26 protein-coding genes and 1 pseudogene are annotated in these 25,006 nt (G+C 73.9%); 16 read left to right on the plus strand and 11 right to left on the minus strand.

Translation table 11 applies throughout. From position 1 onward, the window contains the following. The first annotated feature begins 230 nt into the window (after positions 1-230). The 4 genes from ACRAKJ_RS02345 to ACRAKJ_RS02360 are packed head-to-tail and all read left to right on the plus strand — an operon-like array spanning position 231 to position 5,543. Positions 231-3,752, plus strand: a complete 3,522-nt coding sequence (locus ACRAKJ_RS02345) for a nitrate- and nitrite sensing domain-containing protein (protein ID WP_438923643.1) — start codon at positions 231-233, stop codon at positions 3,750-3,752. Continuing rightward, a complete protein-coding gene (locus ACRAKJ_RS02350; RefSeq protein ID WP_033442969.1) occupies positions 3,749-4,168 on the plus strand; it encodes a roadblock/LC7 domain-containing protein in 420 nt (139 codons plus the stop codon). Before ACRAKJ_RS02345 ends, ACRAKJ_RS02350 begins: the two co-directional genes overlap by 4 nt. A 30-nt stretch (positions 4,169-4,198) precedes the next feature. Next, positions 4,199-4,957 carry a DUF742 domain-containing protein gene (locus ACRAKJ_RS02355; RefSeq protein WP_438926673.1) on the plus strand — a complete coding sequence of 253 codons (759 nt, stop codon included), beginning with the start codon at positions 4,199-4,201 and terminating at the stop codon, positions 4,955-4,957. After that, positions 4,938-5,543 carry an ATP/GTP-binding protein gene (locus ACRAKJ_RS02360; RefSeq protein WP_438926674.1) on the plus strand — a complete coding sequence of 202 codons (606 nt, stop codon included), beginning with the start codon at positions 4,938-4,940 and terminating at the stop codon, positions 5,541-5,543. Before ACRAKJ_RS02355 ends, ACRAKJ_RS02360 begins: the two co-directional genes overlap by 20 nt. A 159-nt stretch (positions 5,544-5,702) precedes the next feature. On the opposite strand, the gene ACRAKJ_RS02365 is transcribed toward ACRAKJ_RS02360, so the two are convergent. Continuing rightward, positions 5,703-7,949 (minus strand): helicase-associated domain-containing protein, encoded by a 2,247-nt coding sequence (locus ACRAKJ_RS02365; protein WP_438926675.1) that lies wholly within the window; start codon positions 7,947-7,949, stop codon positions 5,703-5,705. A 202-nt stretch (positions 7,950-8,151) separates the two neighbouring features. Here ACRAKJ_RS02365 and ACRAKJ_RS02370 point away from each other — a divergent pair, with 202 nt between their 5' ends. The 4 genes and pseudogenes from ACRAKJ_RS02370 to ACRAKJ_RS02385 all read left to right on the plus strand — a co-directional run bounded on the left by ACRAKJ_RS02370 (position 8,152) and on the right by ACRAKJ_RS02385 (position 11,328). After that, entirely contained in the window at positions 8,152-8,337 is a 186-nt protein-coding gene (locus ACRAKJ_RS02370; protein WP_306745602.1) for a hypothetical protein, read from the plus strand. A 100-nt stretch (positions 8,338-8,437) separates the two neighbouring features. Further along, positions 8,438-9,826: an NAD-dependent malic enzyme gene (locus tag ACRAKJ_RS02375; RefSeq protein WP_438926676.1), complete on the plus strand. Its 1,389-nt coding sequence runs from the start codon at positions 8,438-8,440 to the stop codon at positions 9,824-9,826. A 40-nt stretch (positions 9,827-9,866) separates the two neighbouring features. Further along, positions 9,867-10,340, plus strand: coding sequence for a cyclic pyranopterin monophosphate synthase MoaC (gene moaC / locus ACRAKJ_RS02380; RefSeq protein ID WP_438926677.1), 474 nt, complete (start codon positions 9,867-9,869; stop codon positions 10,338-10,340). A gap of 107 nt (positions 10,341-10,447) precedes the next feature. Continuing rightward, positions 10,448-11,328, plus strand: a pseudogene (locus tag ACRAKJ_RS02385) (molybdenum cofactor biosynthesis protein MoaE). A gap of 91 nt (positions 11,329-11,419) precedes the next feature. Here ACRAKJ_RS02385 and ACRAKJ_RS02390 read toward each other — a convergent pair. The 3 genes from ACRAKJ_RS02390 to moaA form a co-directional block, all read right to left on the minus strand. After that, positions 11,420-12,088: a transglycosylase family protein gene (locus ACRAKJ_RS02390; protein ID WP_438926678.1), complete on the minus strand. Its 669-nt coding sequence runs from the start codon at positions 12,086-12,088 to the stop codon at positions 11,420-11,422. A gap of 378 nt (positions 12,089-12,466) precedes the next feature. Then, complete coding sequence (locus ACRAKJ_RS02395; RefSeq protein WP_447008862.1) at positions 12,467-12,982, minus strand: MoaD/ThiS family protein; 516 nt, start codon at positions 12,980-12,982, stop codon at positions 12,467-12,469. A 75-nt stretch (positions 12,983-13,057) separates the two neighbouring features. Beyond that, on the minus strand, positions 13,058-14,116 hold the full coding sequence (gene moaA, locus ACRAKJ_RS02400) for a GTP 3',8-cyclase MoaA (RefSeq protein ID WP_438925333.1): 1,059 nt from the start codon (positions 14,114-14,116) through the stop codon (positions 13,058-13,060). A 116-nt stretch (positions 14,117-14,232) separates the two neighbouring features. On the opposite strand from moaA, the gene ACRAKJ_RS02405 reads away from it, so the two are divergent. The 3 genes from ACRAKJ_RS02405 (at position 14,233) to ACRAKJ_RS02415 (ending at position 16,537) form a co-directional block, all read left to right on the plus strand. Then, entirely contained in the window at positions 14,233-14,709 is a 477-nt protein-coding gene (locus tag ACRAKJ_RS02405) for a MarR family transcriptional regulator (protein ID WP_438925332.1), read from the plus strand. A gap of 18 nt (positions 14,710-14,727) precedes the next feature. Further along, positions 14,728-15,534 carry an HAD-IIA family hydrolase gene (locus ACRAKJ_RS02410; protein WP_438925331.1) on the plus strand — a complete coding sequence of 269 codons (807 nt, stop codon included), beginning with the start codon at positions 14,728-14,730 and terminating at the stop codon, positions 15,532-15,534. A 157-nt stretch (positions 15,535-15,691) separates the two neighbouring features. After that, the gene (locus ACRAKJ_RS02415) at positions 15,692-16,537 is read left to right on the plus strand and encodes a metallophosphoesterase (protein WP_438925330.1); all 846 of its coding nucleotides are present in this window, start codon (positions 15,692-15,694) and stop codon (positions 16,535-16,537) included. Here ACRAKJ_RS02415 and ACRAKJ_RS02420 read toward each other — a convergent pair. Continuing rightward, entirely contained in the window at positions 16,534-16,908 is a 375-nt protein-coding gene (locus tag ACRAKJ_RS02420; RefSeq protein ID WP_438925329.1) for a YccF domain-containing protein, read from the minus strand. The genes ACRAKJ_RS02415 and ACRAKJ_RS02420 overlap by 4 nt on opposite strands. A 33-nt stretch (positions 16,909-16,941) precedes the next feature. On the opposite strand from ACRAKJ_RS02420, the gene ACRAKJ_RS02425 reads away from it, so the two are divergent. Then, a complete protein-coding gene (locus tag ACRAKJ_RS02425; RefSeq protein WP_438925328.1) occupies positions 16,942-17,910 on the plus strand; it encodes a Gfo/Idh/MocA family oxidoreductase in 969 nt (322 codons plus the stop codon). A gap of 10 nt (positions 17,911-17,920) precedes the next feature. On the opposite strand, the gene ACRAKJ_RS02430 is transcribed toward ACRAKJ_RS02425, so the two are convergent. Then, a complete protein-coding gene (locus ACRAKJ_RS02430) occupies positions 17,921-18,799 on the minus strand; it encodes a DUF5753 domain-containing protein (protein ID WP_438925327.1) in 879 nt (292 codons plus the stop codon). 167 nt (positions 18,800-18,966) lie between these two features. Here ACRAKJ_RS02430 and ACRAKJ_RS02435 point away from each other — a divergent pair, with 167 nt between their 5' ends. Then, positions 18,967-19,839 (plus strand): Scr1 family TA system antitoxin-like transcriptional regulator, encoded by an 873-nt coding sequence (locus tag ACRAKJ_RS02435; RefSeq protein ID WP_438925326.1) that lies wholly within the window; start codon positions 18,967-18,969, stop codon positions 19,837-19,839. Positions 19,840-19,850: 11 nt separating this feature from the next. After that, positions 19,851-20,051, plus strand: a complete 201-nt coding sequence (locus tag ACRAKJ_RS02440; RefSeq protein ID WP_438925325.1) for a DUF397 domain-containing protein — start codon at positions 19,851-19,853, stop codon at positions 20,049-20,051. 18 nt (positions 20,052-20,069) lie between these two features. On the opposite strand, the gene ACRAKJ_RS02445 is transcribed toward ACRAKJ_RS02440, so the two are convergent. Next, positions 20,070-20,615 carry a TetR family transcriptional regulator gene (locus ACRAKJ_RS02445; RefSeq protein WP_438925324.1) on the minus strand — a complete coding sequence of 182 codons (546 nt, stop codon included), beginning with the start codon at positions 20,613-20,615 and terminating at the stop codon, positions 20,070-20,072. Positions 20,616-20,653: 38 nt separating this feature from the next. Between ACRAKJ_RS02445 and ACRAKJ_RS02450 the strand changes: the two genes are divergently transcribed. Then, on the plus strand, positions 20,654-21,301 hold the full coding sequence (locus ACRAKJ_RS02450; protein ID WP_438925323.1) for an HAD hydrolase-like protein: 648 nt from the start codon (positions 20,654-20,656) through the stop codon (positions 21,299-21,301). On the opposite strand, the gene ACRAKJ_RS02455 is transcribed toward ACRAKJ_RS02450, so the two are convergent. Further along, complete coding sequence (locus tag ACRAKJ_RS02455; RefSeq protein WP_438925322.1) at positions 21,264-21,458, minus strand: hypothetical protein; 195 nt, start codon at positions 21,456-21,458, stop codon at positions 21,264-21,266. The two genes, ACRAKJ_RS02450 and ACRAKJ_RS02455, sit on opposite strands and share 38 nt — an antisense overlap. 127 nt (positions 21,459-21,585) lie before the next feature. Here ACRAKJ_RS02455 and ACRAKJ_RS02460 point away from each other — a divergent pair, with 127 nt between their 5' ends. Then, positions 21,586-21,972, plus strand: a complete 387-nt coding sequence (locus ACRAKJ_RS02460) for a cold shock domain-containing protein (RefSeq protein ID WP_438925336.1) — start codon at positions 21,586-21,588, stop codon at positions 21,970-21,972. A 1-nt stretch (position 21,973) separates the two neighbouring features. Here ACRAKJ_RS02460 and ACRAKJ_RS02465 read toward each other — a convergent pair whose 3' ends face one another. From ACRAKJ_RS02465 to ACRAKJ_RS02475, 3 genes are read right to left on the minus strand one after another with little or no spacing between them, the layout of a single operon-like run. Beyond that, positions 21,974-22,447 carry a DUF2771 family protein gene (locus ACRAKJ_RS02465; protein ID WP_438925321.1) on the minus strand — a complete coding sequence of 158 codons (474 nt, stop codon included), beginning with the start codon at positions 22,445-22,447 and terminating at the stop codon, positions 21,974-21,976. Positions 22,448-22,458: 11 nt separating this feature from the next. Then, positions 22,459-24,177, minus strand: a complete 1,719-nt coding sequence (locus tag ACRAKJ_RS02470; RefSeq protein ID WP_438925335.1) for an MFS transporter — start codon at positions 24,175-24,177, stop codon at positions 22,459-22,461. 6 nt (positions 24,178-24,183) lie between these two features. Continuing rightward, complete coding sequence (locus ACRAKJ_RS02475; RefSeq protein ID WP_438925334.1) at positions 24,184-24,945, minus strand: glutaminyl-peptide cyclotransferase; 762 nt, start codon at positions 24,943-24,945, stop codon at positions 24,184-24,186. Between the last annotated feature and the right edge of the window lie 61 nt (positions 24,946-25,006).

Raw genomic sequence — 25,006 nt, forward strand, 5'->3', positions numbered from 1 at the left:
TCCTGCTCCGATACGGTGAGTGCCCTCGCACTCTTCCCCGGGGCAGGGGTCGAGCACTACGCTCCCCGCCGGGTGGCACTGGTCGTCGCACACGGTCGTGTCGCCGCCCGGGGGTGGGGTGCCTAGCCGGCGCTACCACTCCTGTGCTGCAATTCGGCCCGATTTCGTGTCCATGCTTCGGTCCGTGGGGAGAGGCCGGGGAACACTGCTGCAAGAAGAGGAAGCCCAGGGTGGCCCGTCGAGAGAGAGGTCCCAGCCAGTCAGGCGTGGGAAATCTGACACGCTCCGAAAGGCCCGGAACGGGTGAAGGAATGACTGCGCTGCGTGAGGGAAGTGTGACAGAGTCCACGGGCGCCGTTTCCGCGACGGACGCACGCGCTCCGCAACGGGACACCCGCACCGCGGGCTGGCGCCTGCGCAACTGGCGACTGCCGACCAAGCTCGCCGCCGTGCTGCTGATCCCCACGATCGCGGCGCTCGCCCTCGGCGGTCTGCGCGTGAACTCCGACCTGGCCGACGCCACCGAGTTCAACCGGTTGGCGAACCAGATCCAGCTGGAGTCCGCGGTCGCCGACCTGGTGCAGCAGCTCCAGCGCGAACGGGACCTCAGCACGCTCCACGTCGCCTCCGGCAAGGCGCTGGACCGCGTCGTCCTCGACCGCCAGCTCCGCCGCGTCAACGACACGATCGACGCCCTGAACACCAAGATCCTGGAACTCAGCGGCGACCTCGGCGACGACGTGGTGACCCGCTTCCGGCAGGCGTCGAGCCAGCTCAACCGCCTCAACAGCCTGCGCAACGCGGTCCGCGACACGGCCTACCCGTCGGACGCGGTGCTGCGCACCTACTCCGAGTCCGTGGAGAGCCTCCTGGACCTCGGCGAGCAGGCCATCGCGGGCATCAACGACCCGGAGCTGGTGCGGCTGCACCTGGCGACCAACGCCATCGCCCGCATCAAGGAGCAGGAGTCGCGCAAGCGCGGCATCATGCTCGACGTCTTCCAGCGCGGGCAGCTCGGCTCGCCGCAGGAGCGCCTGATCCTCTCCGCCGAGGCCGAGCTGAACGCGGCCCGCAACGACTTCCGCAAGTCCGCGACCCCCGACCAGGCCAAGATCTACGACGACACCGTCACCGGCCTGATCGTCGACACCGCGAACGACATGGTGGAGACCGCCCTCAACCTCGGCGAGAACGAGCAGAGCCTGGAGGCCCTGCGCCCGGAGAAGTGGGACATCGCCGCCACGCTGACGGTGAACCTCACCCGCGACGTGGAGAACCTGCTGCTGGAGCAGCTCCAGAACCGCACCGACGAGCTGACCGGCCAGGCGCGCAGGGCGGCGTTCGTCGACTCCGGCATCGTCCTCGTCTCGCTGCTGCTGGCCCTGGTCATGGCCCTGTTCGTGGCCCGCTCGATCCTCCAGCCGCTGCGCGTGCTGCGCCGCACCGCCCTCGACGTGGCCGACCACGGCCTGCCCGAGGCGGTCGGTCGCATCCTCAAGGACCCGAACCCGCAGGAAGCCGCCAAGTCCGCCATCGCGCCGGTGCCGATCACCACCCGCGAGGAGGTCGGCCAGGTGGCCCGCGCGTTCGACGCGGTGCACGGCGAGGCGGTCCGGCTGGCCGCCGAGCAGGCCCTGCTGCGCGACAACGTCAACTCGATGTTCGTCAACCTGTCCCGCCGCTCGCAGGCCCTGGTCGAGCGCCAGCTGAACCTGATCGACCGGCTGGAGCAGGACGAGCAGGACCCCGACCAGCTCGCCAGCCTGTTCGAGCTGGACCACCTCGCGACCCGCATGCGCCGCAACAGCGAGAACCTGCTGGTCCTGTCCGGCACGGACCTGTCCCGGCGGCTCACCCGCCCGGTCCCGGCGGCCGAGGTCCTCGGCGCCGCGGTGTCCGAGGTCGAGCAGTACGCCCGCGTGCAGGTCGGCCAGACCCCCGAGCTGACGGTCCAGGGCCGCGCGGTCAACGACCTCGTGCACCTGATCGCCGAGCTGCTCGACAACGCCACCGCGTTCTCCGACCCGGTGACGAAGGTCACCGTGCGCACGGCCCGCACCCGCAAGGGCGAGCTGGCCATCGAGATCCAGGACCGCGGCGTCGGCATGGGCGAGCAGGAGATCAACGACGCCAACACGCGCCTGGCCGACCCGCCGGACGTCGACGTCGCCGTGTCCCGCCGCATGGGCCTGTACGTGGTCGCGCGGCTGGCCAAGCGCCACGACATCAAGGTGCGGCTGCGCTCCAACGAGGACATCGAGGGCGGCACCACCGCGCTCGTGCTGGTGCCCGACACGCTCGTGCAGCAGCCCGGCCAGGCCGGCGCGCCGATCGAGCCCGCCGCCGCGTTCCCGAGCCAGAACCCCGCGCAGCGCTCCGCCGGCATCGCCGGGGCGTTCGGCGGCGGCGGCCTCGGCAACGGCGGTGGCGGTCTGGCCGGCGGCCTCGGCGGCGGTCCGTCCCCCGCGGACGACGAGCCGAGCTTCCCCAGCTTCCCCAGCCTGCCCCGGGTCGAGGACGAGCAGCCCGCGTTCCCGGTGAGCTTCGTGCGGGGCGACGGCGAGCACGACCCGGCCCGCGTGCCCGCGTTCGGCGACGTCCCGGCCGAGGTGCCCGCCGAGACGTCCGCCGAGATCTCGCAGCCGTGGCTGCCGGTGGGCGACGAGCGCGACGCCGAGCGCGAGCCGTCCGGCTCGTTCGGCGAGCCGACGCTGTTCACCGCCTACGAGGACCGCGACGAGCAGGACCAGGACCAGCACGGCTTCGAGACGGCCCAGTTCGCCGCCGCCGTCGAGCCCGGCTTCCACACCGCGAACGGGTCCTTCGACACCGGGTCCTTCGACACCGGGTCCGCCGACACGGGGTCCGCCGACACCGGGACCGGGGTCTTCGGCTCCGCGTTCGGGGCCCGCGCGCCGGAGGCGCCCGCCCACCGCAACGGCACCGCCCCGTCGCCCGCGGCCAAGGAGGTCGAGCACGACTTGGACGCCCCGACCGAGCGGCTGCCGATCTACGAGGCGGTCCTCTCGCAGTGGTTCCAGGCCGTGGGCAGCGAGACCTCGGCGGCGACCGCCCAGGCGGTGCCGCCCGCACCGGCGGCGGGCGCCGGGGCGACCCGCGAGCCCGTCCGGGAGTCGCTGCCGACCCGCAGGCCGCAGCCCGTGCCGCCGGTCGCGCCCACCACGTCCGAGGACGCCCCGCCGCGGCGCGGCACCCTCGACGCGAGCGCCAACGGCCACGCCGCGCGCGACTCCGAGGGTGCGCTTGCCCACACGGGTGACGCCGCGCCTAGTCTGACCGAGAACGGGTTGCCCAAGCGGCAGCCCGGCTCGCCCACCGCCCTGCCCAAGCGCGCTACGGAGAACCCTTATGGGGAGGTGTCCCGCGTGACCGAGCCCGAGCCGGTCGCCGAGCCCGAGCCGTCCGCGCCGTCCGCCGAGTCGGTGTGGCACTCGCCCGCCGACGAGGGCTGGCAGGCAGCACAGGCCTTGCTCGCCAAGGCCCCCGAGACCACGACACAGGCGGGGTTGCCCAAGCGGGTGCCCAAGGCTCAGCTTGTGCCGGGATCAGCCGCGCCGAAGCCCCAGGCGGCGGAGCGGCAACCGCAGCGGCCCCCGCTGCCACCACGATCGGCTGACGCGATCCGTGGACGCATGTCGAGTCTTCAGCAGGGCGTCCGTCGTGGGCGACACGCTTTGATCGACGCTTACGCTGGTGACATGTCGAGCCGGCAAGACGAGGAGCAGGAGTGACGACCGCAGCTCAGCCAGGCAGCTTTGGTTGGCTTATCACCGACTTCGTGCGCCGGGTTCCCGGTGTAGCGCATTCCGTGGTCGTGTCCGCCGACGGGCTTCTGCTCGCCGGCTCGCAGGGCCTGCCCCGCGACCGCGCCGAACAACTCTCCGCGGTGGCGTCCGGGCTGGTCAGCCTCACGGCCGGCGCCGCACGGTGCTTCGAGGCGGGCACGGTCAACCAGACCGTGGTCGAGATGGAACGGGGTTACCTGTTCCTGATGTCGATCAGCGACGGGTCGTGCCTCGCGGTGCTCGCGGCCCCGAACTGCGACATCGGCCTCGTGGCCTACGAGATGACCCTGCTGGTCGAGCGCGTGGGCCAGCAGCTGACCCCGGAGCTGCGCGCGCAGCTCCAGGGCGTGGTTCGGCGGTAGATCCTCGTGAGATCGTGGGGGTGAGGGTAAATGGCTGAACGATCTGGCGCCGGTGGCCGCCGCTTCGGTAGGAACTTCAACTACCAGGAGTGGGCGGTCGGCGGTTTCCGTTTCGCTGAGCCGGATGCCGACCCCACACAGGACGAGGAAGCCGAGGACGCACCCAACTCGTGGACGGCCGGCCGGGCCGGACAGGCGCGGCCACCACGGGTCGAAGGCACAGGGCAGGGGCAAGGCGACATGTCACAGCGTGAGGTTGACGACTCGTCGTACGGCTACGACGACGTTCCCAACCGGTTCGACATCGACGGGTACGGCAGCGGGTTGTTCGGAGGTCCGGGCGCCGACCTGTTCGGTGCCCACGGCCTGCCCGACAGCGTGCCGGAACAGGTGCCCTACACGACCGGTCCGCAGCCGGTCGTGCGACGGGAGGAGAACCCGGCCGCCGAGTCGGGTTCGCTCGTCCGCCCGTACACCAGGACCGGTGGCCGCACCCGGCCCGACTACGACCTCGCGATCGAGGCCCTGATCTCCACCAGCGAGAAGGGCCTCGACCGGGACGCGGCCGTGCTCCCCGAGCACAGGTCGATCTGCGGGCTCTGCACCGACACCAGGTCGGTGGCCGAGGTCGCCGCGCACCTCCGACTGCCCCTCGGCGTGGCGCGGGTGCTCATCGGCGACATGGCGAGCATGGGTTTGGTTTTGATTCACCAGGGTGGCTTGGTCGTGGGGGACAGGCCGTCCATTGATTTCCTTGAGAGGGTGCTCAGTGGGCTTCGCAGGCTCTAGCCCCAACGCGGCCGAAGGCGCACGGAAGCCTACGACCTCCGCGAAGATCGTGGTGGCCGGTGGCTTCGGCGTGGGCAAGACTACGTTCGTCGGTTCCGTGTCGGAGATCGTTCCGCTGACCACCGAAGCGGTGATGACCGAGGCCAGCGCCGGGGTCGACGACCTCTCGGCGACGCCGAACAAGGTCACGACGACGGTGGCCATGGACTTCGGTCGCGTGTCACTGGACCAGGACCTGATCCTGTACCTGTTCGGGACGCCGGGTCAGCACCGGTTCTGGTTCATGTGGGACGACCTGGTGCGGGGTGCGATCGGCGCGATCGTGCTGGTGGACACGCGCAGGCTGGCCGACGCGTTCGCGTCGATCGACTTCTTCGACGACCGGCAGCTGCCGTACGTGGTCGGCGTGAACTGCTTCGACGGTCTGCTGCACCACCGGATCGAGGACGTGCGCGACGCGCTGACCATCGACCAGTCGGTGCCGATCGTGACGTGCGACGCGCGCAACCGCCAGTCGACCAAGCAGACCCTGATCACGCTGGTGGAGCACGCCATGCGCCAGTGGATGTCGGTCCGCGCGGGCTGACACCCCCTTCGCTCCTCGGGGCGGCCCCCTCGCGGGAGGCCGCCCTGAGGCGTGTCCGGACCCTGAGGCGTGTCCGGACCCTGAGGCGTGTCCGGACCCGGGGGCGCCCCGCTCCCGGCGCCAGGTCGCCGGCAGGTGGTCGCGCGCCACGTCCGGTGACTACGCGCCGTCGTCCTCGACCAGCGCGGCCGACGTGATGCGGTGCAGCGGGAACCGGCGCACCTCGCCGTAGCTGACGTCCACGCCCTCCAGCACGCCACCGCCCACGACCTGCGGCGTGATGACGCGCCGCGCCGCCGTGCCGTGCCCGTCGACGAAGTCGACCAGCACGTTGCGGCCCAGCCTGGCGGCCCGCTGGAGCAGGTCGAGGGTGGCGGACGGTCCCGCGCCCAGGTGACCCGGCACGGACACGCGGGCACCGCCCGCGGTGGTCGCCGCGCGGTCGCCCGCCCGCACCAGGCGCACCAGCTCGCCGAGCTGCTCGTCGGACGGCGTGGTGGGCTGCGCGGGCCTGCGGCGGCCCTTGCCCGCGATCCGCCGCCCGCCCCCGCGCAGGTCGAGCACCCCGCCGTCCGCGCCCTCCGCGGCGGGCGCGAAGCCGGCGGCCCGCAGCACGTCCAGCACCTCGGCCAGCGGCAGCGGGCAGACCACCACGGTCGGCGCGATCCGGCGCAGCTCCAGCCGCTCGGCCGCCGGGTGCGCGAGGACCTCGGCGATCAGCACGGGGTCGTCGCAGCGCAGGAACGACCCGGCCGCGCCGCCGCGCAGCCTGCCGTGCCGGCGGGCCGCGTCGTCGATCAGGTAGGTCAGCGACTGCGGGACCGGCGTCCGCGACCGCGACCGGAACAGCTCGTGCAGGTCGGCGGCGCTGCGGCCCGCGTCGAACGCCCGCCGCACCGACCCCTCGTGCACCCGGTACACGGTGGCCCCGCCCGCCGACTCGACGTCCGCGACCAGCGCGATCTCGTCGGCCAGCTCCGGGTCGAGCCGGCCGGGCGCGACCACCGTCAGGTCGGCCTGCACCAGCACGTGGTCGACCGGCGCGGGCAGCGCGTCGGCGAGCCGCTTGGCCGCCGCGGCCGGTCCCTCGGCGAGCAGGGTGCGGCCCTGCGCGGTGAGCGCGCCCAGCGCGAGCACGCCCACCGACGTGCCCTCCTCCACGGTCCAGCGGACCAGCTCGTCGCGCAGCCGGCCGCCCCGCCGGGGGGCGCGCCACGCCAGCACGGCGGCCAGCTCGCCCGGGTCGGTGACCGCGGTGCCGGGCTCCAGCGCGGCGAGCGCCTCCAGCACGCGCCGCCGGTCGCGCGGCGCGGCCGGCCGGTTCAGCTCGGGGGCGAGGGCGTTGAGCAGGCGGTCGCGGTCGTCGCGCTGCCCGATCAGGCCCGGCAGCCGGGGCAGGTCCACCCACGCCTGGGCGAGCGTCGCCCACCGGTGCTCGGGCGCGGCGACCAGCCACGCGTCGGTCTGCGTCGTCGGCACCCACCCGGGTTCGGTCCCGTCGCTGTCGGCGACCAGGCCCGCGTTGACGACCAGCTCCACCAGCAGCGCGGCCCGGCGTTCGTCCACGTCCAGGTCCTTGGCGAGCTTGCGCAGCTCGCGCACGCCGACGCCGCCCGACCGCAGCACCGCGGGCGGCTCGTCGGACCAGCTCCGCAGCAGCCCCTCCACGTGCCGGGTCAGCTCCAGCGCCTCGCCGCCGCCGGTGTGGTCGACCACCGACGGGTCGCGCGCCACCGTGCCCAGCGCGGGTTCCACCGCCTGGACCGGGCCGAGCGGGGACCTGCCGCGCACCTTCAGCCCGATCTCGCGCGGCAGCTCCACGGTCCGCGCGTCGCGCCGGACCAGCAGGCCGCGGGCGAGCAGCTTCTGGATCGGCGTCGTCGCGCTCGCCAGGGGCACGACCTGCGCCGCGTCCTTCGTCTGCCCGACCGGCGGCCCGGCGGCGAGGGCCAGCAGCACCCGCCGCTCGTCCTCGGGGAGGTCGTCGACGTCCGCGTCGGCGAGGGCGGGCACGGAGCGCCCCAGGCCGCACGGGAACGGGTTGACCGCGTCCCGGGTCGCGGGCGGGGTGGAGAGGGCGTCGTCGGGCCCCCACAGCAGCGCCCGCGCCCGCAGCACCGCGAGGGCGGGCCGCACGTCGGTCCGGCCGAACAGCGCCCGGACGGCCTTCACGCCGACCGGGGCGAGGTCCGCGTCCAGCACGAGCAGCGCTTCGAGCACGGTGAGCGTCATCGTGTCGAGGTCCTCGCACGCCCGCGCCACCGAGGCGCGCGAGCCGATGCGCGTCGCCAGGACGGAGGTGTCGGCGGGCGGCGGCGTGGCCAGGTCCGGCCGGGCGCGCAGCAGTGCCACGAGCGCGGTGTCGTCCTGCGCCCGCAGCCACTCGGCGAGGGTGGTGCCGGACATCCCCACCACGTTATATGCCCGCCGCCCGGGGCGGCACGGCGGTGGGCACCACCCCGACCGCCGCGACCCGGGTTAGCCAGGCCACAGGTGACGATGCTCTCGGATTCCGGGTACCCCGGGACCGGTCCGGTCCCCGCGCCGGGACCGGGGCCGCGACGTGAGGCACACTTGTCCGCGAAGCAGGCACCACCGAGGAGGAACAGTGGCCAAGCTCCGCCCCGAGCGCATCGACCCGAACTGGCCGGAGGCCCCGGAAGGCGACAAGCACGCGGTCAGCGAGTTGGCCGCCGACGTGCAGGGCGCGCTGTCCCCGTTCGGCAAGGTCACCTTCCCGCTGCCGGTCGAGGAGCTCGGATACCACCACCCGGTCACCGAGATCAACCGCTAGCCCCGAAGTGGCGCGCGCGGCCGTCGAGCCGCGCGCGTTCCGCAATTCGTCCGGGACTACTCTCGACTCCCGCCTGAGCAGTGCAGTTCTGGGAGGTTCGATGCCGGTCCCCGGCCCTGGTTACTCGATCACCGTCCGCCTGGAGGCCCCGCCGTCGGCGTCGGCCGCGGGTGACCTCACCTCGGCGGTCGGTCGGGCCGGCGGCGTCATCACGGCCTTCGACGTCGTCGAGTCCCACACCGACCGCGTCATCATCGACCTCACGTGCAACGCCCTCTCGGCCAACCACGCGAAGGACATCACCGACACCCTGGAGCTGCTGCCCGGGATCGTCGTCCGCAAGGTGTCCGACCGGACGTTCCTGGTCCACCTCGGCGGCAAGATCGAGATCTCGTCCAAGGTGCCGCTGCGCAACCGCGACGACCTCTCCCGCGCCTACACGCCCGGTGTCGCCCGCGTCTGCCAGGCCATCGCCGAGAACCCGGACGACGCCCGCCGGCTGACCATCAAGCGCAACACGGTCGCCGTGGTCACCGACGGCTCGGCCGTGCTGGGCCTGGGCAACCTCGGCCCGGCCGCCGCGCTGCCGGTGATGGAGGGCAAGGCGGCGCTGTTCAAGAAGTTCGCGGGCGTCGACGCGTGGCCGGTGTGCCTGGACACCCAGGACACCGAGGAGATCATCCGCGCGGTGGAGCTGATCGCCCCCGTCTACGGCGGCATCAACCTGGAGGACATCGCCGCGCCGCGCTGCTTCGAGATCGAGGCCCGGCTGCGCGAGAAGCTCGACATCCCCGTCTTCCACGACGACCAGCACGGCACCGCGATCGTCGTGGTCGGCGCCCTGCGCAACGCGCTGCGCGTCGTCGGCAAGAAGATCTCCGACTGCAAGCTCGTGGTGTGCGGCGTGGGCGCGGCGGGCTCGGCGATCATCCGGCTGCTGCTCAAGCAGGAGCCCGGTGACGTGGTCGCGGTCGACGTGGACGGCATCGTGCACCGCGACCGGCCCGGCCTGGACGACAACCTGAGGTCCATCGCCGCCGCCACCAACAAGGACAACGTCAGCGGCCGGCTGCACGACGCGCTGGTCGGCGCGGACGTGTTCATCGGCGTGTCGGCCCCGAACCTGTTCGGCGCCGAGCAGGTCGCCACGATGAACCCCGACGCCATCGTGTTCGCGCTGGCCAACCCGGACCCGGAGATCGACCCGATGGAGGCGCAGAAGCACGCCGCCGTCGTGGCCACCGGGCGCAGCGACTTCCCCAACCAGATCAACAACGTGCTGGCGTTCCCCGGCGTGTTCCGGGGCCTGCTGGACGCCCACGCGCGGACGATCACCGACGCGATGCTGCTGGCCGCGGCCAACGCCATCGCCGACGTGGTGGACGGCGATCGGCTCAACGCGTCGTTCATCGTGCCCAGCGTGTTCGACACCTCCGTGGCGCCCGCCGTGGCCGACGCGGTGCGCAAGGCGGCGGCCGACCCGGCGTGACCCGGGGTGGGTCGTGCCGCCGGGGCCTAGCATCGGCGGCATGACCCAGCAGTTCACGCACCTGGACCAAGCCGGGGCGGCCCGGATGGTCGACGTGTCCGGCAAGGAGCCGACCACGCGCACCGCCGTCGCCTCCGGCGTGCTGCGCACGACCGCCGAGGTGGTGGCGCTGCTCGCCCGCGACGGCCTGCCCAAGGGCGACGCGCTCGCCACGGCCCGCATCGCCGGGATCATGGCGGCCAAGCGCACGCCGGACCTGGTGCCGCTGTGCCACCCGATCGCGCTGTCGAGCGTCAAGGTGGAGTTGGAGCTCGGCGACGCCGAGGTCCGCGTCACGGCCACCGCGCGCACCACCGACCGCACCGGCGTGGAGATGGAGGCGCTGACCGCGGTAGCCGTGGCCGGGCTGACCCTGCACGACATGGTGAAGGCGGTCGACCCGGCGGCGACGATGGACGCGGTGCGGGTCGAGCGCAAGGAGGGCGGCAAGACCGGCCTCTGGGAGCGCCCGTGACGCCGCCCGTGACGCCGCCCGTGACGCCGCCCGTGACGCCGCCCGTGACGCCGCCCGTGACGCCTCCTGCGACGTCTCCCGCGACGTCTCGGCCGCGCACCGCGCGCGTGGTCACCGCCTCCAACCGGGCCTCCGCCGGGGTGTACGAGGACCGCGGCGGCCCGCTCATCGTCGACTGGCTGCGCGAGCGCGGCTACGCCGTGCCGGACGCGGTGGTCGTGCCGGACGGCGACCCGGTCGCCGAGGCGCTGCGCGCGGCCGTCGCGGACGGCGTGCACGTGGTGGTCACGACCGGCGGCACGGGCATCAGCCCCACCGACCGCACGCCGGAGGCGACCCGCTCGGTGCTCGACCGCGAGGTGCCGGGCGTGGCGGACGCCATCCGCCTGTCGGCCTGGCCGCGGGTGCCCACCGCCGTGCTGTCGCGCGGGGTGGCCGGGGTCGCGGGTCGCACGTTCGTGGTGAACCTGCCCGGGTCGCCGGGCGGGGTGCGGGACGGGCTGGGGGTGCTCGACGCCGTGCTGGAGCACGCCGTCGACCAGGTGGCGGGGGGTGACCACGCGTGACCGAGGTGCTGCGGGCGACCGTCAGCGACCAGCCGCTGTCGGTGGAGGAGCACGCCGCGCTGGTGGCGCACGCGGCGGCCGGGGCGGTCGTCACGTTCGCCGGGGTGGTCCGCGACCACGACGGCGGGCGCTCGGTGCGGGAGCTGGAGTACGTCGGGCACCCGACGGCCGCCGCCGTGGTGGCCGAGGTGGTCGCCGACGTGGTGGCCGGCGTCGAGGGGGTGCGGGCGGTCGCCGTGTCGCACCGGGTCGGGGCGCTGGCCATCGGTGACGTGGCGCTGGCGGTCGCGGTGGCCGCCGAGCACCGGCGCGAGGCGTTCGACGTGTGCTCCGACCTCGTCGACGAGGTGAAGCGGCGGCTGCCGGTGTGGAAGCGGCAGGTGTTCGCCGACGGCGCCGACGAGTGGGTCAACATGCCCTGAGGAAAGCCCTGGAACGGGGAAGGACCCCGGCCGCCGGGGGAAGGCGGTCGGGGTCCTCAGCCGGTGGTGCGTCGGCTCGCGCCGACCACGATCACTTGGTGGCGATCTTCATGCCCGGCATGATCAGGTCGGCGTTCGGGATGAAGTCCTTGTTCAGCTCGTGGAGCTTCGCCCAGCCGCCCTCGACCTTCAGCTCGTCCGCGATCTTGGACAGGCTGTCGCCCGCCTTGACCTCGTAGTCGCCCTGGGGGTTGGACGACGGCAGCGCCACCACGACGGGGGCGGGGGCGGCCTGCTGCTGGACCGGGGCGGACTGCTGCCGCTGCACCGGCGCGGGCGCGCTCTGCTGCTGCTGCTGCTGGACCGGGGCCTGGCGGACGGGGGCCGCGGCGCCGCCGAGGCCCTTGGGGCCGCAGACGGGCCAGGCTTGGATGCCCTGGGTGGCCAGGACGTTCTCGGCGACCCGGATCTGCTCCTCGCGGGACGCCTGATTGGGCATCCCGGAGCCACCGTTGGCGCGCCACGTGGACGGCAGGAACTGCAGGCCGCCGTAGTAGCCGTTGCCGGTGTTGATGCTCCAGTTGCCGCCGCTCTCGCACGCGGCGACCACGTCCCAGTTGACGCCGGAGCCCTGTGCGGACGCGGTGCCGGCGGCCATGGCCAGCGGCGCGCCGACGATGACGCCGGCGACGGCGACCTTCGCGACACGACGGGCGGCGGGGGACACGGACGGACGGTGCTTGCCTCGGTAAGAAGCCATTTCCCTCTCGGCCCACCCGCACCTGCTCGGGCGACTCGGGTTCGGGGCCCGGGGTGTCGCCCAGCTCCTGTCCGGCGGTTGTCTCTCGCTCGGGGGTGTTCCCGGGACGCCGGTGGACAGGTTCGGTGCGTGGCGTTCCGGGTGGTGCTCTGGTCGGTCGGGGCCAACCGAGAAGCGACGGTACGTAACCGGAGAGGCCGCGCCAAACGGAAGCGCACGTGATGCACGTCACAGTAACACTACGGGGTGATCCCTCGACCCTTGCGTTTAGCCAGGTCAGAGCACCGTTATGGTTCCGTTTCCGTTCCGAGATCGAGCGAAATGCATAACGTAAAGTGAGGTCTGGGTCACGCCCTAATCCATCCGAGAAGGGCGTGGCTAACCCCCGGCGAAGGGCGGCAGCACGTCCAGTTGTGATCCGGGCGACACGGGCGTGTCGAGGTTCCGGACCGCGACCCCGTCGAGCAGGTAGCTGCACGCGGGCAGCACGCGGGTCAGCCGGTCGCCGTGCCGGGCCTCCAGGGCGGCCAGCGCCGCCGCCACGGTCGCCCGGTCGGCCGGCAGCCCGACGTCCTCCCCGTCCACCCCCGCGGCGGCCCGCGCGCCCGCGAAGTACCGGACCGCCACCACCACGCCGGCCGCCCGGGTCGCCCCGCCGCCCGCCGCGCCCGCTGCCGCGCCGGCCAGGTCCGCCGCCGCGGTCGCCCGGCCCGCCGCCGCGGTCACCCGGTCGTTCGCCGCGCCGGCCCGGCCCGCCGCCGCGGTCGCCTGGCCCGCTGCCGCGCCGGCCCTGCCCGCTGCCGCGCCGGCCCTGCCCGCTGCCGCGCCGGCCCTGCCCGCTGCCGCGCCCGCCTGGCTCGCCGCCGCGGTCGCCCTGTCGCCCGCCGAGGTCATCCCGCCGCCCTCCGCCGTCCCCGTCGCTCCCGCCGTCCCCGGCACCCGGTCGTCGTCGTCCCCGTCATCGGGTCGTCACCCGCCGATCGCGCTCATGGGCCGGTCGGGCTGGCTGAACCCGGCGTCGTTGATCCCGTGCCCGGCCGCCTTCGCCCACGAGTTGCCCCGCCACGCGTCCGCGACCTCCTCGTCGGTCGCCCCGCCCCGCAGCAGCGCCCTCAGGTCCGTCTCCGTCCGGCTGAACAGGCAGTTGCGCACCTGGCCGTCCGCGGTCAGCCGGGTCCGGTCGCACGCCGCGCAGAACGGCCGGGTCACCGACGCGATCACGCCCACCACCGCCGGGCCGCCGTCCACCAGCCACTTCTCCGCGGGCGCGCCGCCGCGCTCACCGGGCTCGGGCTCCAGCGCGAACGCCGCGCGCAGCGACGCCAGGATCTCCTCGGCGGTCACCATGCCGTCCCGGTCCCAGCCGTGCTGCGGGTCCAGCGGCATCTGCTCGATGAACCGCAGCTGGTAGCCGTGCTCCACGCAGAACCGCAGCAGCGGCACGGCCTCGTCCTCGTTGACGCCGCGCATCAGCACCGAGTTGACCTTCACCGGCGTCAGCCCGGCGTCCCGCGCGGCGGCGAGGCCGGCGAACACGTCGTCGATCCGGTCACGCCTGGTCAGCTCCCGGAACCGGGCCGGGTCGAGGGTGTCCAGCGAGACGTTCACCCGGTTCAGCCCGGCCGCCACGAGGTCCACCGCGCGCCGCGCCAGGGTCACCCCGTTCGTGGTCATCGAGATCCGCGGTCGGGGCCGCAGCGCGGCGGTCGCCGCCACGACGCCCTCCAGGCCGGGCCGCAGCAGCGGCTCGCCGCCGGTGAACCGGATGTCGGTCACCCCGAGTAGGGTCACCGCGACGCGCAGGAGCCTGGTCAGCTCGTCGTCGGAGAGCAGCTCCGGCTTCGGCAGCCAGTCCAGGCCCTCCGCGGGCATGCAGTAGGTGCAGCGCAGGTTGCAGCGGTCCGTGAGGGACACGCGCAGGTCTTTCGCGACCCGGCCGAACCGGTCGACCAGCAGTGGTGAGCCCGGACGCCCCGCGGTCTCCGGGTTGCCGCGCACGGCGGGTAGCCCCAACTCGACAGCTGTCACCCCGTCCAGGGTAATCGGCCGACGCCGGTGGGTGGACGAGGAGAAGCCGGTGGGCGGAACTCCCCCGCGCGGAGGAGGATGCCTGGCCGCGCCCCGCAGCCGCTAAGTTGCTGGGCATGACGAGCGAGCACGACGTGCCCGCCGACGTGCCCGCCGACGTGGTGGAGCGGTTCGGCTCCTACACGCGGGAGACGAGCGCGCTCACCGCCCAGGTCCACGGCAGGCTGGCGGAGCGGATGGGCCTCTCGCCGACCGACGAGAAGTGCCTCGACCTGGCGCTGCGCGCGGGGGGACCGGTCACGGCGGGCCGGATCGCCGAGCTGTCCGGCCTGTCCACCGGCGCGGTGACCGGGGTGATCGACCGGCTGGAGCGCGCCGGGTACGCGCGCCGCGTCCGGGACCCGCACGACCGCCGCAAGGTGTTCGTCGAGGTCACGTTGGCCGACGACGCCAGGTCCGAGCACCTCTCGCGCGGCGCGCAGGAGGCCCTGACCGAGGTGTTGTCGCACTTCACGCCCGAGGAGCGGGACGTGCTGGAGCGCTACCACCGGGCGGTCGTCGCGGCGTTCCGGAAGCGCGTGGTCGACGCCTGAGCCGGCAGCATGTCGCCCATGAGCGATCAGTGGAACTACCTGATGGACATGGACGGCGTGCTCGTGCACGAGGAGCACCCCATCCCGGGTTCGGGCGAGTTCGTCGCCGAGCTGACCGCGAACTCCATCCCGTTCCTCGTGCTCACCAACAACTCCATCTACACCCCGCGCGACCTGCGCGCCCGGCTGTCCCGCACGGGCCTGGAGGTGCCGGAGTCGGCGATCTGGACCTCGGCGCTGGCGACCGCGCGGTTCCTCGACTCGCAGCGGCCCGGCGGGTCGGCGTTCGTCATCGGCGAGGCGGGCCTGACCACGGCCCTGCACGAGATCGGCTACGTGCTCACCGACCGCGAGCCGGACTACGTGGTGCTGGGCGAGACCCGCACCTACAGCTTCACCGCGATCACCAAGGCGATCCGGCTGGTGGAGGAGGGCGCGAAGTTCATCGCCACCAACCCCGACGCCACGGGACCGTCGCGCGAGGGCTCGCTGCCCGCGACCGGCGCGGTGGCCGCGCTGATCGAGCGGGCCACCGGCCGCGCCCCTTATTACGTGGGCAAGCCCAACCCGCTGATGATGAGGTCGGCGCTGCGGGCGCTGGGCGCGCACTCGGAGCACACCCTGATGATCGGCGACCGGATGGACACCGACGTGCGCTCGGGCCTGGAGGCGGGCCTGCGCACCATCCTGGTGCTGTCGGGCATCTCCGCGGACTCCACCGCCGAGCTGTACCCGTACCGGCCGACGCGGGTGGTGAAGTCGATCGCCGACCTGGTCGGCCACTCGGCGAACCCGTTCCCGGAGGACGAGCCGAACCCGGTCTAGGCGTCCCGGCCCGGCTGCGCGGCGGAGTCGTGCCGTCACGGTCCGCTCGGCCCGGCTCCCCCCGGCGGGGGAGCGGGCGGCCGACCGCCGGAACGGGGTGCCGAAGCGCTGATCGACTCGCGCGCACGACCCCCGCGCGTCGCCTATCGTCGCGGGTGTGGAACGACCGCTGTTCGTGGTCGGCGACGTGCACGGGCACCTCGCCGAGCTGACCCGCGCCCTGCACGCCGCGGACCTGGTGGACGCCGACGGCGACTGGAGCGGCGGCGACGCGGAGCTGTGGTTCCTGGGCGACTTCGTCGACCGCGGCCCCGACGGCGTCGGCGTGATCGAGTTCGTCATGCGCCTGCACGAGCAGAGCGGCGGGCGGGTCGACGCGCTCGTGGGCAACCACGAGGTGCTGCTGCTGGGCATGCACCGGTTCGGCGACGAGAACGTGCCGGGCGCGCCCACGCCCCGCAGCTTCGCCCGCAGCTGGCTGCTCAACGGCGGCCTGCGCAGCGACCAGGACCGGCTCACCGACGCCCACATCGGGTGGCTGACGTCGCGCCGCGTGCTCACCGAGGTGGACGGCCACCTGCTCATGCACTCCGACACCCTCGCCTACCTGGAGTGGGGCGCCACGATCGACGAGGTCAACGACGCCGTGCACCACGTGCTCGGGGGCGACGACCTCGAACAGTGGTGGGAGTGCTGGCGCAAGATGACGACGCGCTACGCGTTCCGCGGCCCGGACGGCCCGGCGGTGGCCACCGCGCTGCTCGACCTGCTGGGCGGCCGGGAGGTCGTGCACGGGCACAGCGTCATCGCCGACCAGCTCGGCGTGCCGCCGGCGGAGATCGACGGCCCGCTGCGCTACGCCGACGGCAGGGTGCTGGCCGTGGACGCGGGCCTCTACAGCGGCGGCCCGTGCCTCGTGGTGCGGCTGGACGAGCCCGATGCCGACGAGCCCGGCGCCGACGAGCCCGAGCCCGCCGGAGCCGGGGTCGAGGGGCCGGCCTAGGGGGCCGGCACGATCTCCTTGCCCAGCGGCAGCAGCGAGACGGGCACCAGCTTGAAGTTCGCGATGCCCAGCGGGATGCCGATGATCGTCACGCACAGCGCGATGCCGGTGACGACGTGCCCGATCGCCAGCCAGACGCCCGCGACGACGATCCAGATCACGTTGCCGAGCAGCGACGGCGCGCCCGCGCCCGGCCGGTCCACGACGGTGCGGCCGAACGGCCACAGCGCGTAGTTCGCGATCCGGAACGACGCCAGCCCCCACGGGATCGTGATGATCAGCACGCAGCAGACGATGCCCGCGAGCACGTACCCGACGGCCAGCCAGAAGCCGCTGAGCACCAGCCAGATCACGTTCAGGATGAGCCTCACCGCACCCATCCTGCCCGATTAAGCTGCCCGCTTGTGCTGAACAGACTCCGCTGGGGTGTCGTCGCCACGGGCGGCATCGCCGACGTCGTGACCGGTGACCTCCGCCTCCTGCCCGACGTCGAGGTGCTCGCGGTGTCCTCCCGCGCGCTGCCGAAGGCCGAGGCCTTCGCCGCGAAGCACGGCGTCCCCCGCGCCTACGGCGACTACGCCGACCTGCTGGCCGACCCGGACGTGGACGTCGTCTACGTGGCGACGCCGCACGTCCAGCACCACGAGGTGAGCCGGGCCGCGCTGGCGGCGGGCAAGCACGTGCTGTGCGAGAAGCCCGCCGCGCTGACCTCCGCCGACCTGCGCGAGGTGGTCGACCTGGCGCGCGAGCGCGGCCTGTTCTTCATGGAGGCCGTCTGGACCCGGTTCAACCCGCTCGTCGTGCGCCTGGGCGAGCTGGTCGCGGCGGGGGAGATCGGCGAGGTGAGGTCGGTTCGGGCCGACTTCGGGTTCACGCTGCCGCACGACCCGGCGCACCGGCTGTGGAACCTGGGCCTGGGCGGCGGTTCGCTGTTCGACCTGGGTATCTACCCGGTGTCGTTCGCGCACCTGCTGCTCGGCGAGCCGGAGGCGGTGCACGCGCACGGTTCGCTCGTCGGCGGCGTGGACGCCGAGCTGGGGATGCTGCTCGGCTACCCCGGCGGCGCGCACGCCCTGCTCGGGTCGTCGCTGGTCAGCCCGCTCAAGGACGGCGCGGTCGTGTACGGGACGAAGGGGCTGGTGGAGTTCCCGGAGGCGATGTACAACCCGGCGCGCATGATCGTGAACGGCGTGGAGCACACCTACGTGCAGGAGGGCGCGGGGTACGTGCCGCAGCTGCGCGAGGTGGTGGCCCGGGTCGTGGCGGGCGAGGTGGAGAGCCCGTCGATGTCGCACGACGAGTCGCTGGCGATCCTGCGCACGATGGAGCGGGCCGCCGCGGGCGTCGGCCTGTCCTACGAGGGCGTCCGGTAGTCCGCGCCCGCTAGTCCGCGCCCGCCCGGCGCGCGTAGTCGTCGGCGTAGCGGGCGACCAGGGCGGCCGACTCGACCGGCGGCAGGGCCAGCGACCGCAGGCACCGCATCTTGTGCTCGTAGCGGGCCACGACCCGCGGGTCCTCGTGGAAGGCGGTCGCGGTGTCGGTCTCCACGACGGCCAGGGGCCGGGTCGGCGCGGGGAACGCCAGCAGCGCGGCCGGCCGCAGCAGCGCCTCGTGCGCCGGGGCGGTCGCGGGGACGACGTGGACGGTGGTGCCCGGCGCCCCGCACACCAGCGCCAGGCGCCGCACCTGGTCGCGCATGGTCGCCGTGCCGCCGACGACCATGCGCAGGGCCGCCTCGTGCACGTAGAGGGTGGTGAGCGGCCCGATGACGGCGCGCAGCGCCGCCTGGCGCGCGGCCCGCGCGCGGACGAGGTCGTCGTCGCCGGTGAGGGCGCGGGTGTAGTCGGCGGTCTGGGCCAGGGCGGGGATCGCGAACGCCTCGTAGCAGGTGATCGCGGTGGCGGCGCGCTCGTGCACGGACAGCGCGGTCAGCGCGTCGGGGGCGGTGTCGTGCAGGCGCAGGAAGCTGCCGGTGTCGGGTTCCGCGGTCAGGGCGAGGATGTGGTCGCGGGTGGCCTTGTCGGCTCCGCAGCGGCCGACCAGCGCGCCGATCTCCCACGGGGCGGCGCCCCGGCTGCCCGTCTCCAGCTTGTTCAGCTTGTTCGGTGACCAGCCCAGGGACTCGCTGAGCACCGCGGCGGACAGGGCGGCCCGACGCCGGACGCGCCGCAGCTCCTCGCCCAGTTCGCGGCTGTGCGCGGTGCCCGACCTGACCGCGGCCCTGTTCTCCGCCGGTGCTTCCGTCCGTCCAACGGTCTCCACGTGGTCGATCCCTCCCGGGTGCGTCGAGCGAGGCGGGCACCGGAGGACCGGCAACGAAAATGTAGTGTCATGAACGTTCTTGGGGCGACATCCCGATCGGGTGACGCTGGTCGCCTGTTCGTGGGCGCGACCGGCAGACTGGCCCCGCCCCCGCCCGAGGAGTGACCATGACCGACGCGCCGAAGCCGGTCCCGCCGATCCGCCGGCGCCAGTTGGCGTACCGGTTGGCCGAGCTGCGCGACCAGGCGCGGATGACGCAGGACGACGCGGTGCGGGCCACCGGCCTCAGCCGCTCGACCATCAGCAAGATCGAGAACGCCGAGCAGGCGATCCTGGAGAAGAACGTCCGGCTGCTCGCCACCGCCTACGGCGTGGGGTCGCCGGAGCTGGACGTGCTGCTGCGGATGGCCCGCGAGAGCAACCAGCGCGGCCTGCTGGTCGCGCACGCCGACGTGGCCGCCGACTTCGCGCGGGACTACATCAGGTTGGAGAGCTACGCCTCGGAGGTGTGGACGCTGGAGACGGCCCACGTGCCCGGCATCCTCCAGACGCGGGAGCACACCCGGGCCCTGCGCCGGGTGTGGAAGCCGGACGCGACCGAGGACGACCTCCGGCGCGCCGTCGAGCTGCGCGCCGAGCGGCAGCGCCGGCTGACCGGTCCGGCGCCGCTGCGGCTGCGCGTGATCCTCGACGAGGGCGTGTTCGACCGGCTCGTCGGCGACGCCGGGGCGCGGGTGGGGCAGGTCGACCACCTCGTCGAGATGTCGCGGCGGCCGAACGTCGTCGTCCAGCTGATGCCCAAGAGCGCCGGGCTCTACCGGGGCATGGACCAGCCCTTCTCCGTCCTGCGCTTCGACCCCGCGCCGGGCATGGACGTCGCGTACGCCGAGGGGCTGTTCAGCGCCACCTACCACGAGAAACCGCGCGAGGTCGTCGCGCACGTCGAGCTGTTCGAGGAGATCGCCTCGGCCGCGCTTTCACCGGCGGCGACCCGTGACGCCCTGGCTACGCTGAGGGGCGCACTCGGGAGCGACGACTGAAAGGGGTTGGCATGACCGACCTCATCCCCGGCACGTGGCGGAAGTCGAGCAGGTCGGCCGGCAACAACGGCAACTGCGTCGAGCTGGCCCAGGCCGGTGACGGCCTGGCGGTGCGGGACAGCAAGAACCCGGGCGGTGGCGCGGTGGTCGTCGGGGCGAAGGCCAGGGCGGCGTTCCTGGCGGCCGTGCGGGAGGACCGCGCCGGCCGGTGACCGGCGGGCGGACCGCCCTCACGGCTCGCGCAGCAGGGCCTCCGCCACCGCCACCACGGCCTCCACCCGGCGGCTGCTCGGCGTCAGCAGGTGGCTCAGCGCGACCCGCACGACCGTCTCCGCGACCAGGTGCGCGCGCGCGGCGGGCAGCGCCGGCCAGTGCGCCCGGACGTGCTGCGCGAACACCGACGTGGCGAGCGTCAGGACGGGCTGGCCGCGGGTGGTGAGCAGCGGCAGCATGTCCTCGGCGTTCGCCCCGGAGAACACGGACCTCGCCAGCGGGTCCTCGCCGGCCAGCTCGAAGGCGAACCGGATGCCGAGCCGCAGCCCCTCCAGCGGGTCGGGCGTGGCCTGCATCCGCTCCCGCACCCCGTCGAGGAACTCGCCCGCCTTGAACAGGGCCACCGCCTGCACGAGCCGGTCCTTGTTGCCGAACTCGTTGTAGACGCTCTGCCTGCTCACCTTCGCCCTGGACGCGACGTCGGCCATCCGCAGGCCGCGCGAACCGCGCTCGGCCACCAGGTCCACGGCCGCCAGCAGCAGGGCGCGGGTGAGTTCCGTCACGGCGCAAAGCTTGGCACAGCGGCGGTTACAGTCGGGGTGTGCCGCTGACCGTGGGATTCGACCTGGACATGACGTTGATCGACCCCCGTCCCGGGATGGCGGCCGTGATGGACGCGGTGGCGGCCGAGTGCGGCCACCCCCTCGACGGCGCGCACTTCGCGGCCAACCTCGGCCCGCCCCTGGACATGGTCTACCGGGGCTTCGGCGTGCCCGAGGAGGAGATCCCCGACCTGGTCGACCGGTTCCGCGCGCTGTACCCGGAGGTGGTGATCCCGGCGACGGTGGCGCTGCCCGGCGCGGCGCGGGCGCTCGCCGCCGTGCGCGAGCTGGGCGGGACGACGCTGGTGGTGACCGGCAAGTACCGGAAGAACGCGGCGCTGCACCTGGCCGCGTTCGGCTGGGAGGTCGACCACCTGTTCGGCGAGCTGTGGTCCACCGGCAAGGCGGAGGCGCTCCGGGCGCACGACGCCGCCGCCTACGTCGGCGACCACGTGGGCGACGTGCGGGGCGCGAAGGCGGCGGGCGCGGTGGCCGTGGCCGTCGTCAGCGGGCCGTGCGGCGCGGACGAGCTGGCCGCCGAGGGCGCGGACGTCGTGCTGCCCGACCTGACCGGTTTCCCGGACTGGCTGCGCGCGAACGCCGAGCGGCTCAGCGCCGGGGCCGCCGGGAGTCCCGCACCGCGCTGAACACGCCCAGCGCGAGACCGGCGGGGGTGAGCAGCCACCCCGCCGCGAACACCCACGCGGGCAGGCCGCGTTCGCCCACGACGAACATCGCGACGATCGCCACGACACCGAGCGCGAACAGGGCCACCGCCGCCGGCATCAGCTTCGAGGTCGACATGCGGATGAGCCTAGTCGCGCGATCGGAGGTGCCTCCGCGCCGGTGTTCTGGCTACTCTGGTGGGACGCGCCTCGGGCACGCCCGGGGCGCGTTCGTCGTGTGAGTGCAAGAGGGATTGGTGAGCGCGGTGCCGACCGGCAAGGTCAAGTGGTACGACTCGGAGAAGGGCTTCGGCTTCGTCACGCAGGACGGTGGCGAGGACGTCTACGTGCGGAAATCCGCGCTGCCCCCGGGTGTCGAGGGCCTCAAAGCCGGTCAGCGCATCGAGTTCGGCATGGCCGAGGGCAGGCGCGGCCCGCAGGCGCTGTCGGTGCGCCTGATCGACCCGGCCCCGTCCGTGGCCGAGGCGCGCCGCCGCCCCGCCGAGGAGCTGCACGGCCTGGTCGAGGACATGATCAAGCTGCTGGAGATCAAGGTGCAGCCCGAGCTGCGCCGGGGCCGCTACCCGGACCGCAAGAACACCAAGCTGGTCGCCGAGGTGGTCCGGGCCGTGGCGCGGGAGCTCGACCCGTAGGTCAGCCCTGCTCCACGCGCAGCACCCACGTGCCGCGCGCCACGAAGTCGAAGGCGCCCGTCGTGCTCGCCTCGATGCGCGCCCCGTACTGCTGGACCTCGACGCTCTCCAACCGGTCGGCGGGGTCCGGCAGCACGAGCGTGTACGCGAACCTCGGCTCGCGCGAGGTGAACAGCTTGCTGCGCAGCGGCTCCCGGGGCACGCCCGCGCCGTCGCGGTAGGTGAACTTCACCGACCAGGCGGTCTCGGCCAGCTCGCCGGGCACGGAGATCTGCACCGGCTTGCCGGGCCGCACCCGCAGCACGCCCAGCGCCTCCACGTCCACGTCGCAGTTCTCCGACTGGAGGTCGCAGTACTGCGACGGCGCGACGGTGACCGCGTGGCCGTCGGCGTAGAAGGTGACCTCGGGGTTCCGCGGCGCCGCGCAGGCGGTGAGGGCCAGCAGCGGGACGACGGCAAGCGGGACTCGGCGCACGGCCGTCGAGCCTACGTGCCGCGGTGCGGCGCGACGGGCGCGGGGCGCAGCGGCCGGTCGCCGCCGAACCCGGGGACGAGCGTCGCGCCCCGCCGGGTCTGCACGGTCTGCGCCAGGCCCACCGCGAGCAGCACCGACAGCACGGTGAACCCGACCCAGTACTCGGTGGGCAGCAGCACGCCGAGCGCGCCGCCGAACACCCAGCCGAGCTGGAGGATCGTCTCCGACCGGCCGAACGCCGAGGCCCGCGACTCGTCGGGCACGTCGTCCTGGATGACCGCGTCCAGCGACACCTTCGCCAGCGAGCTGGCCGTGGCCCCGACCAGGCCGACGACCGCCGCCGTGGTCAGGCCGGGCAGCACCGCCGCCACCACCGTCGAGGCCAGCGCCGCGCCGAGGCAGCCGAGCACGACGTGGTCGGGCGAGCCGAAGTGCAGGCGCGCGCCCACGGCGTTGCCGAGGAAGCTGCCCGCACCGGCCGCCGCCGCGATCACGCCGAGCAGCAGCAGCTGCTTGAACGCGTCGCCCTCGGTCTGGGCGCGCACCACGAACGCGGAGAACAGCATCAGGAACCCGGTGAGCATCCGGATCGTGCCGTTGCCCCACAGCGACACCACGACCGTGCGGCCCAGCGGCTGCCGCTCCCGCTTCTGCGGCCTGCCGGGCTCGCGCGGCCGGGCCCGCAGCGACGCGGGCACCTCGCCCTCGGTGACCTCGACCCACGACGGGATGCGCAGGCAGTAGTAGGCGTTCACGGCGCTGAGCACGGCGGTGAACCACAGCGCGCCCGGCGAGCCGAACAGGTTCGCGAACCCGGCCGCGAACGCCCCGAGCACACCGCCCGCGGCCAGGCCGAACACCGTCATCCGGGCGTTGGTCTTGGACAGCGTGATGTCGCGCGGCAGCACGCGCGGGGTGATCGCGGCCTTGAGCACGGTGAACGACTTGGACAGCACCATGCTGCCCAGCGCCGCCGGGTACAGGCCCCAGTTGTCGAAGTTCATCGCCATCACGATCGACAGGAGCACCCGCAGCGCGCACGAGGCGGCCAGCGCGATCCGCCTGCCGCGCTGGACGCGGTCCAGCGCCGGGCCGATGACCGGGGCGACCAGCGCGAACGGCGCGACCGTGATCAGCAGGTAGAGGGCGACCTTGCCGCGGCTCTCGCCGGAGGCGGCGGAGAAGAACAGGGTGTTGGCGAGCGCGACGGCCATGGCGGCGTCGGCCGCGTAGTTCAGCATCACCGCGTAGGTGAGCGAGGACAGGCCGGACTGCTTGGCGCCGTCGGCGTGCGCGGCGCGGCGGAACGTCGCCAGCGCCCGGCCGCTCAGCTCACGGGCGCGGAACCACGCGACGCGGGTGACGGTGAGCTTCCTCGGCAGGGTCGGCGCGGTGGGCCGGTCGTCCGGCGGCGGGGCGAAGCGCGCCTCCTCGGTCCGGTCGTCCCCGCCGTGCCCGGGTCCCGGGCGGCGCTCGCGCGGGTCCCCGGTCCGGTCGTCCCCGTCGTGCCGCGGTCCCGGGCGGCGCTCGCGGGGGTCCTCACCACCGGGCCGCTGCCGTGCTCCGCGGCGCGGCGGGTCGGGCGGCGGCGGCGCGCCGGGGGTCGGGTACGGCCGGGTGCGCGGCTTGTACTCGTCGTCCTCCCACGGGTACCGCCGCGACGGGTCTTCCGGCCGAGGGGGCGTCACGCCCCAATCCTGCCTCACCCGGCGCGGACTTTCCCGCGCAATGCGCGGTCAGCCCCCGGTGAACCTCACCCGGAAGATCGTCGGCCAGTTCTTGCCGGTCAGCAGGAACTCGTCGGTGCCCGGCACGGCCGCGATGCCGTTGAGCACGTCGGTCGCCGGCACGTCGGCCGGCCGCAGCCCCGACAGGTCGTGGGTGGCGACGACCCGGCCGTCCGCGGGGTCGATCCGCACGACCTCGTCGGTCTGCCACACGTTCGCCCACACCCGCCCGCCGGCGCACTCCAGCTCGTTCAGCTCGGTGACCGGCCGGCCGTCGCGGGTCACCCGCACCGACCCGGTCTCGGCGAACGTGGCGGGGTCGCGGAACACCAGCTCGTCGGTGCCGTCGCTCATCACCAGCCGGTCGCCGTCGAGGCACAGGCCCCAGCCCTCGCCCTCGTAGGTGACGCGCCTCACTTCTTCGAGGGTGTCGCGGTTCCGCTCGACGGCCACGCCGTCCCGCCAGGTGATCTGCCACAGGCGGTCGCCGACGACCGTGATGCCCTCGCCGAACAGCGGCGCGGGCAGGTCCGCGCGCCGCTCGACCTCGCCCGTGGCGGGGTCGATCCGGCGCACCGACGACCGCCCCTCCAGGCCGGTGCCCTCGTAGAGGACGCCGTCGACCAGCTCCAGGCCCTGCGTGAACGCCCCGGTGTCGTGCGGCAGCGTGCCCAGCACCTCGTAGCCCGCCGGGGCGGGTCCGGACGCGCCCGGCGTACCGCCGGGTGGCCCAGCGCACGCCACCGACGACACGAAGACCACCGCCACCATCAGCCACCGCACGTCCGAAAGGGTGGCACGTGTGCGCGGAGAGGCGAAGGCGTGCGGCACA

The organism is Saccharothrix sp. DSM 118769, from assembly GCF_052936295.1.

Coding starts and splice junctions, on each gene's coding strand:
- ACRAKJ_RS02405 (WP_438925332.1), top strand. CDS start 14,233: ATGACGAGCGAGCACGACGTGCCCGCCGACGTGCCCGCCGACGTGGTG.
- ACRAKJ_RS02455 (WP_438925322.1), bottom strand. CDS start 21,458: ATGTCGACCTCGAAGCTGATGCCGGCGGCGGTGGCCCTGTTCGCGCTC.
- ACRAKJ_RS02475 (WP_438925334.1), bottom strand. CDS start 24,945: ATGGTGGCGGTGGTCTTCGTGTCGTCGGTGGCGTGCGCTGGGCCACCC.
- ACRAKJ_RS02435 (WP_438925326.1), top strand. CDS start 18,967: ATGACCGACGCGCCGAAGCCGGTCCCGCCGATCCGCCGGCGCCAGTTG.
- ACRAKJ_RS02355 (WP_438926673.1), top strand. CDS start 4,199: ATGGCTGAACGATCTGGCGCCGGTGGCCGCCGCTTCGGTAGGAACTTC.
- ACRAKJ_RS02395 (WP_447008862.1), bottom strand. CDS start 12,982: ATGACCTCGGCGGGCGACAGGGCGACCGCGGCGGCGAGCCAGGCGGGC.
- ACRAKJ_RS02375 (WP_438926676.1), top strand. CDS start 8,438: ATGCCGGTCCCCGGCCCTGGTTACTCGATCACCGTCCGCCTGGAGGCC.
- ACRAKJ_RS02440 (WP_438925325.1), top strand. CDS start 19,851: ATGACCGACCTCATCCCCGGCACGTGGCGGAAGTCGAGCAGGTCGGCC.
- moaC (WP_438926677.1), top strand. CDS start 9,867: ATGACCCAGCAGTTCACGCACCTGGACCAAGCCGGGGCGGCCCGGATG.
- ACRAKJ_RS02390 (WP_438926678.1), bottom strand. CDS start 12,088: ATGGCTTCTTACCGAGGCAAGCACCGTCCGTCCGTGTCCCCCGCCGCC.
- ACRAKJ_RS02410 (WP_438925331.1), top strand. CDS start 14,728: ATGAGCGATCAGTGGAACTACCTGATGGACATGGACGGCGTGCTCGTG.
- ACRAKJ_RS02365 (WP_438926675.1), bottom strand. CDS start 7,949: ATGTCCGGCACCACCCTCGCCGAGTGGCTGCGGGCGCAGGACGACACC.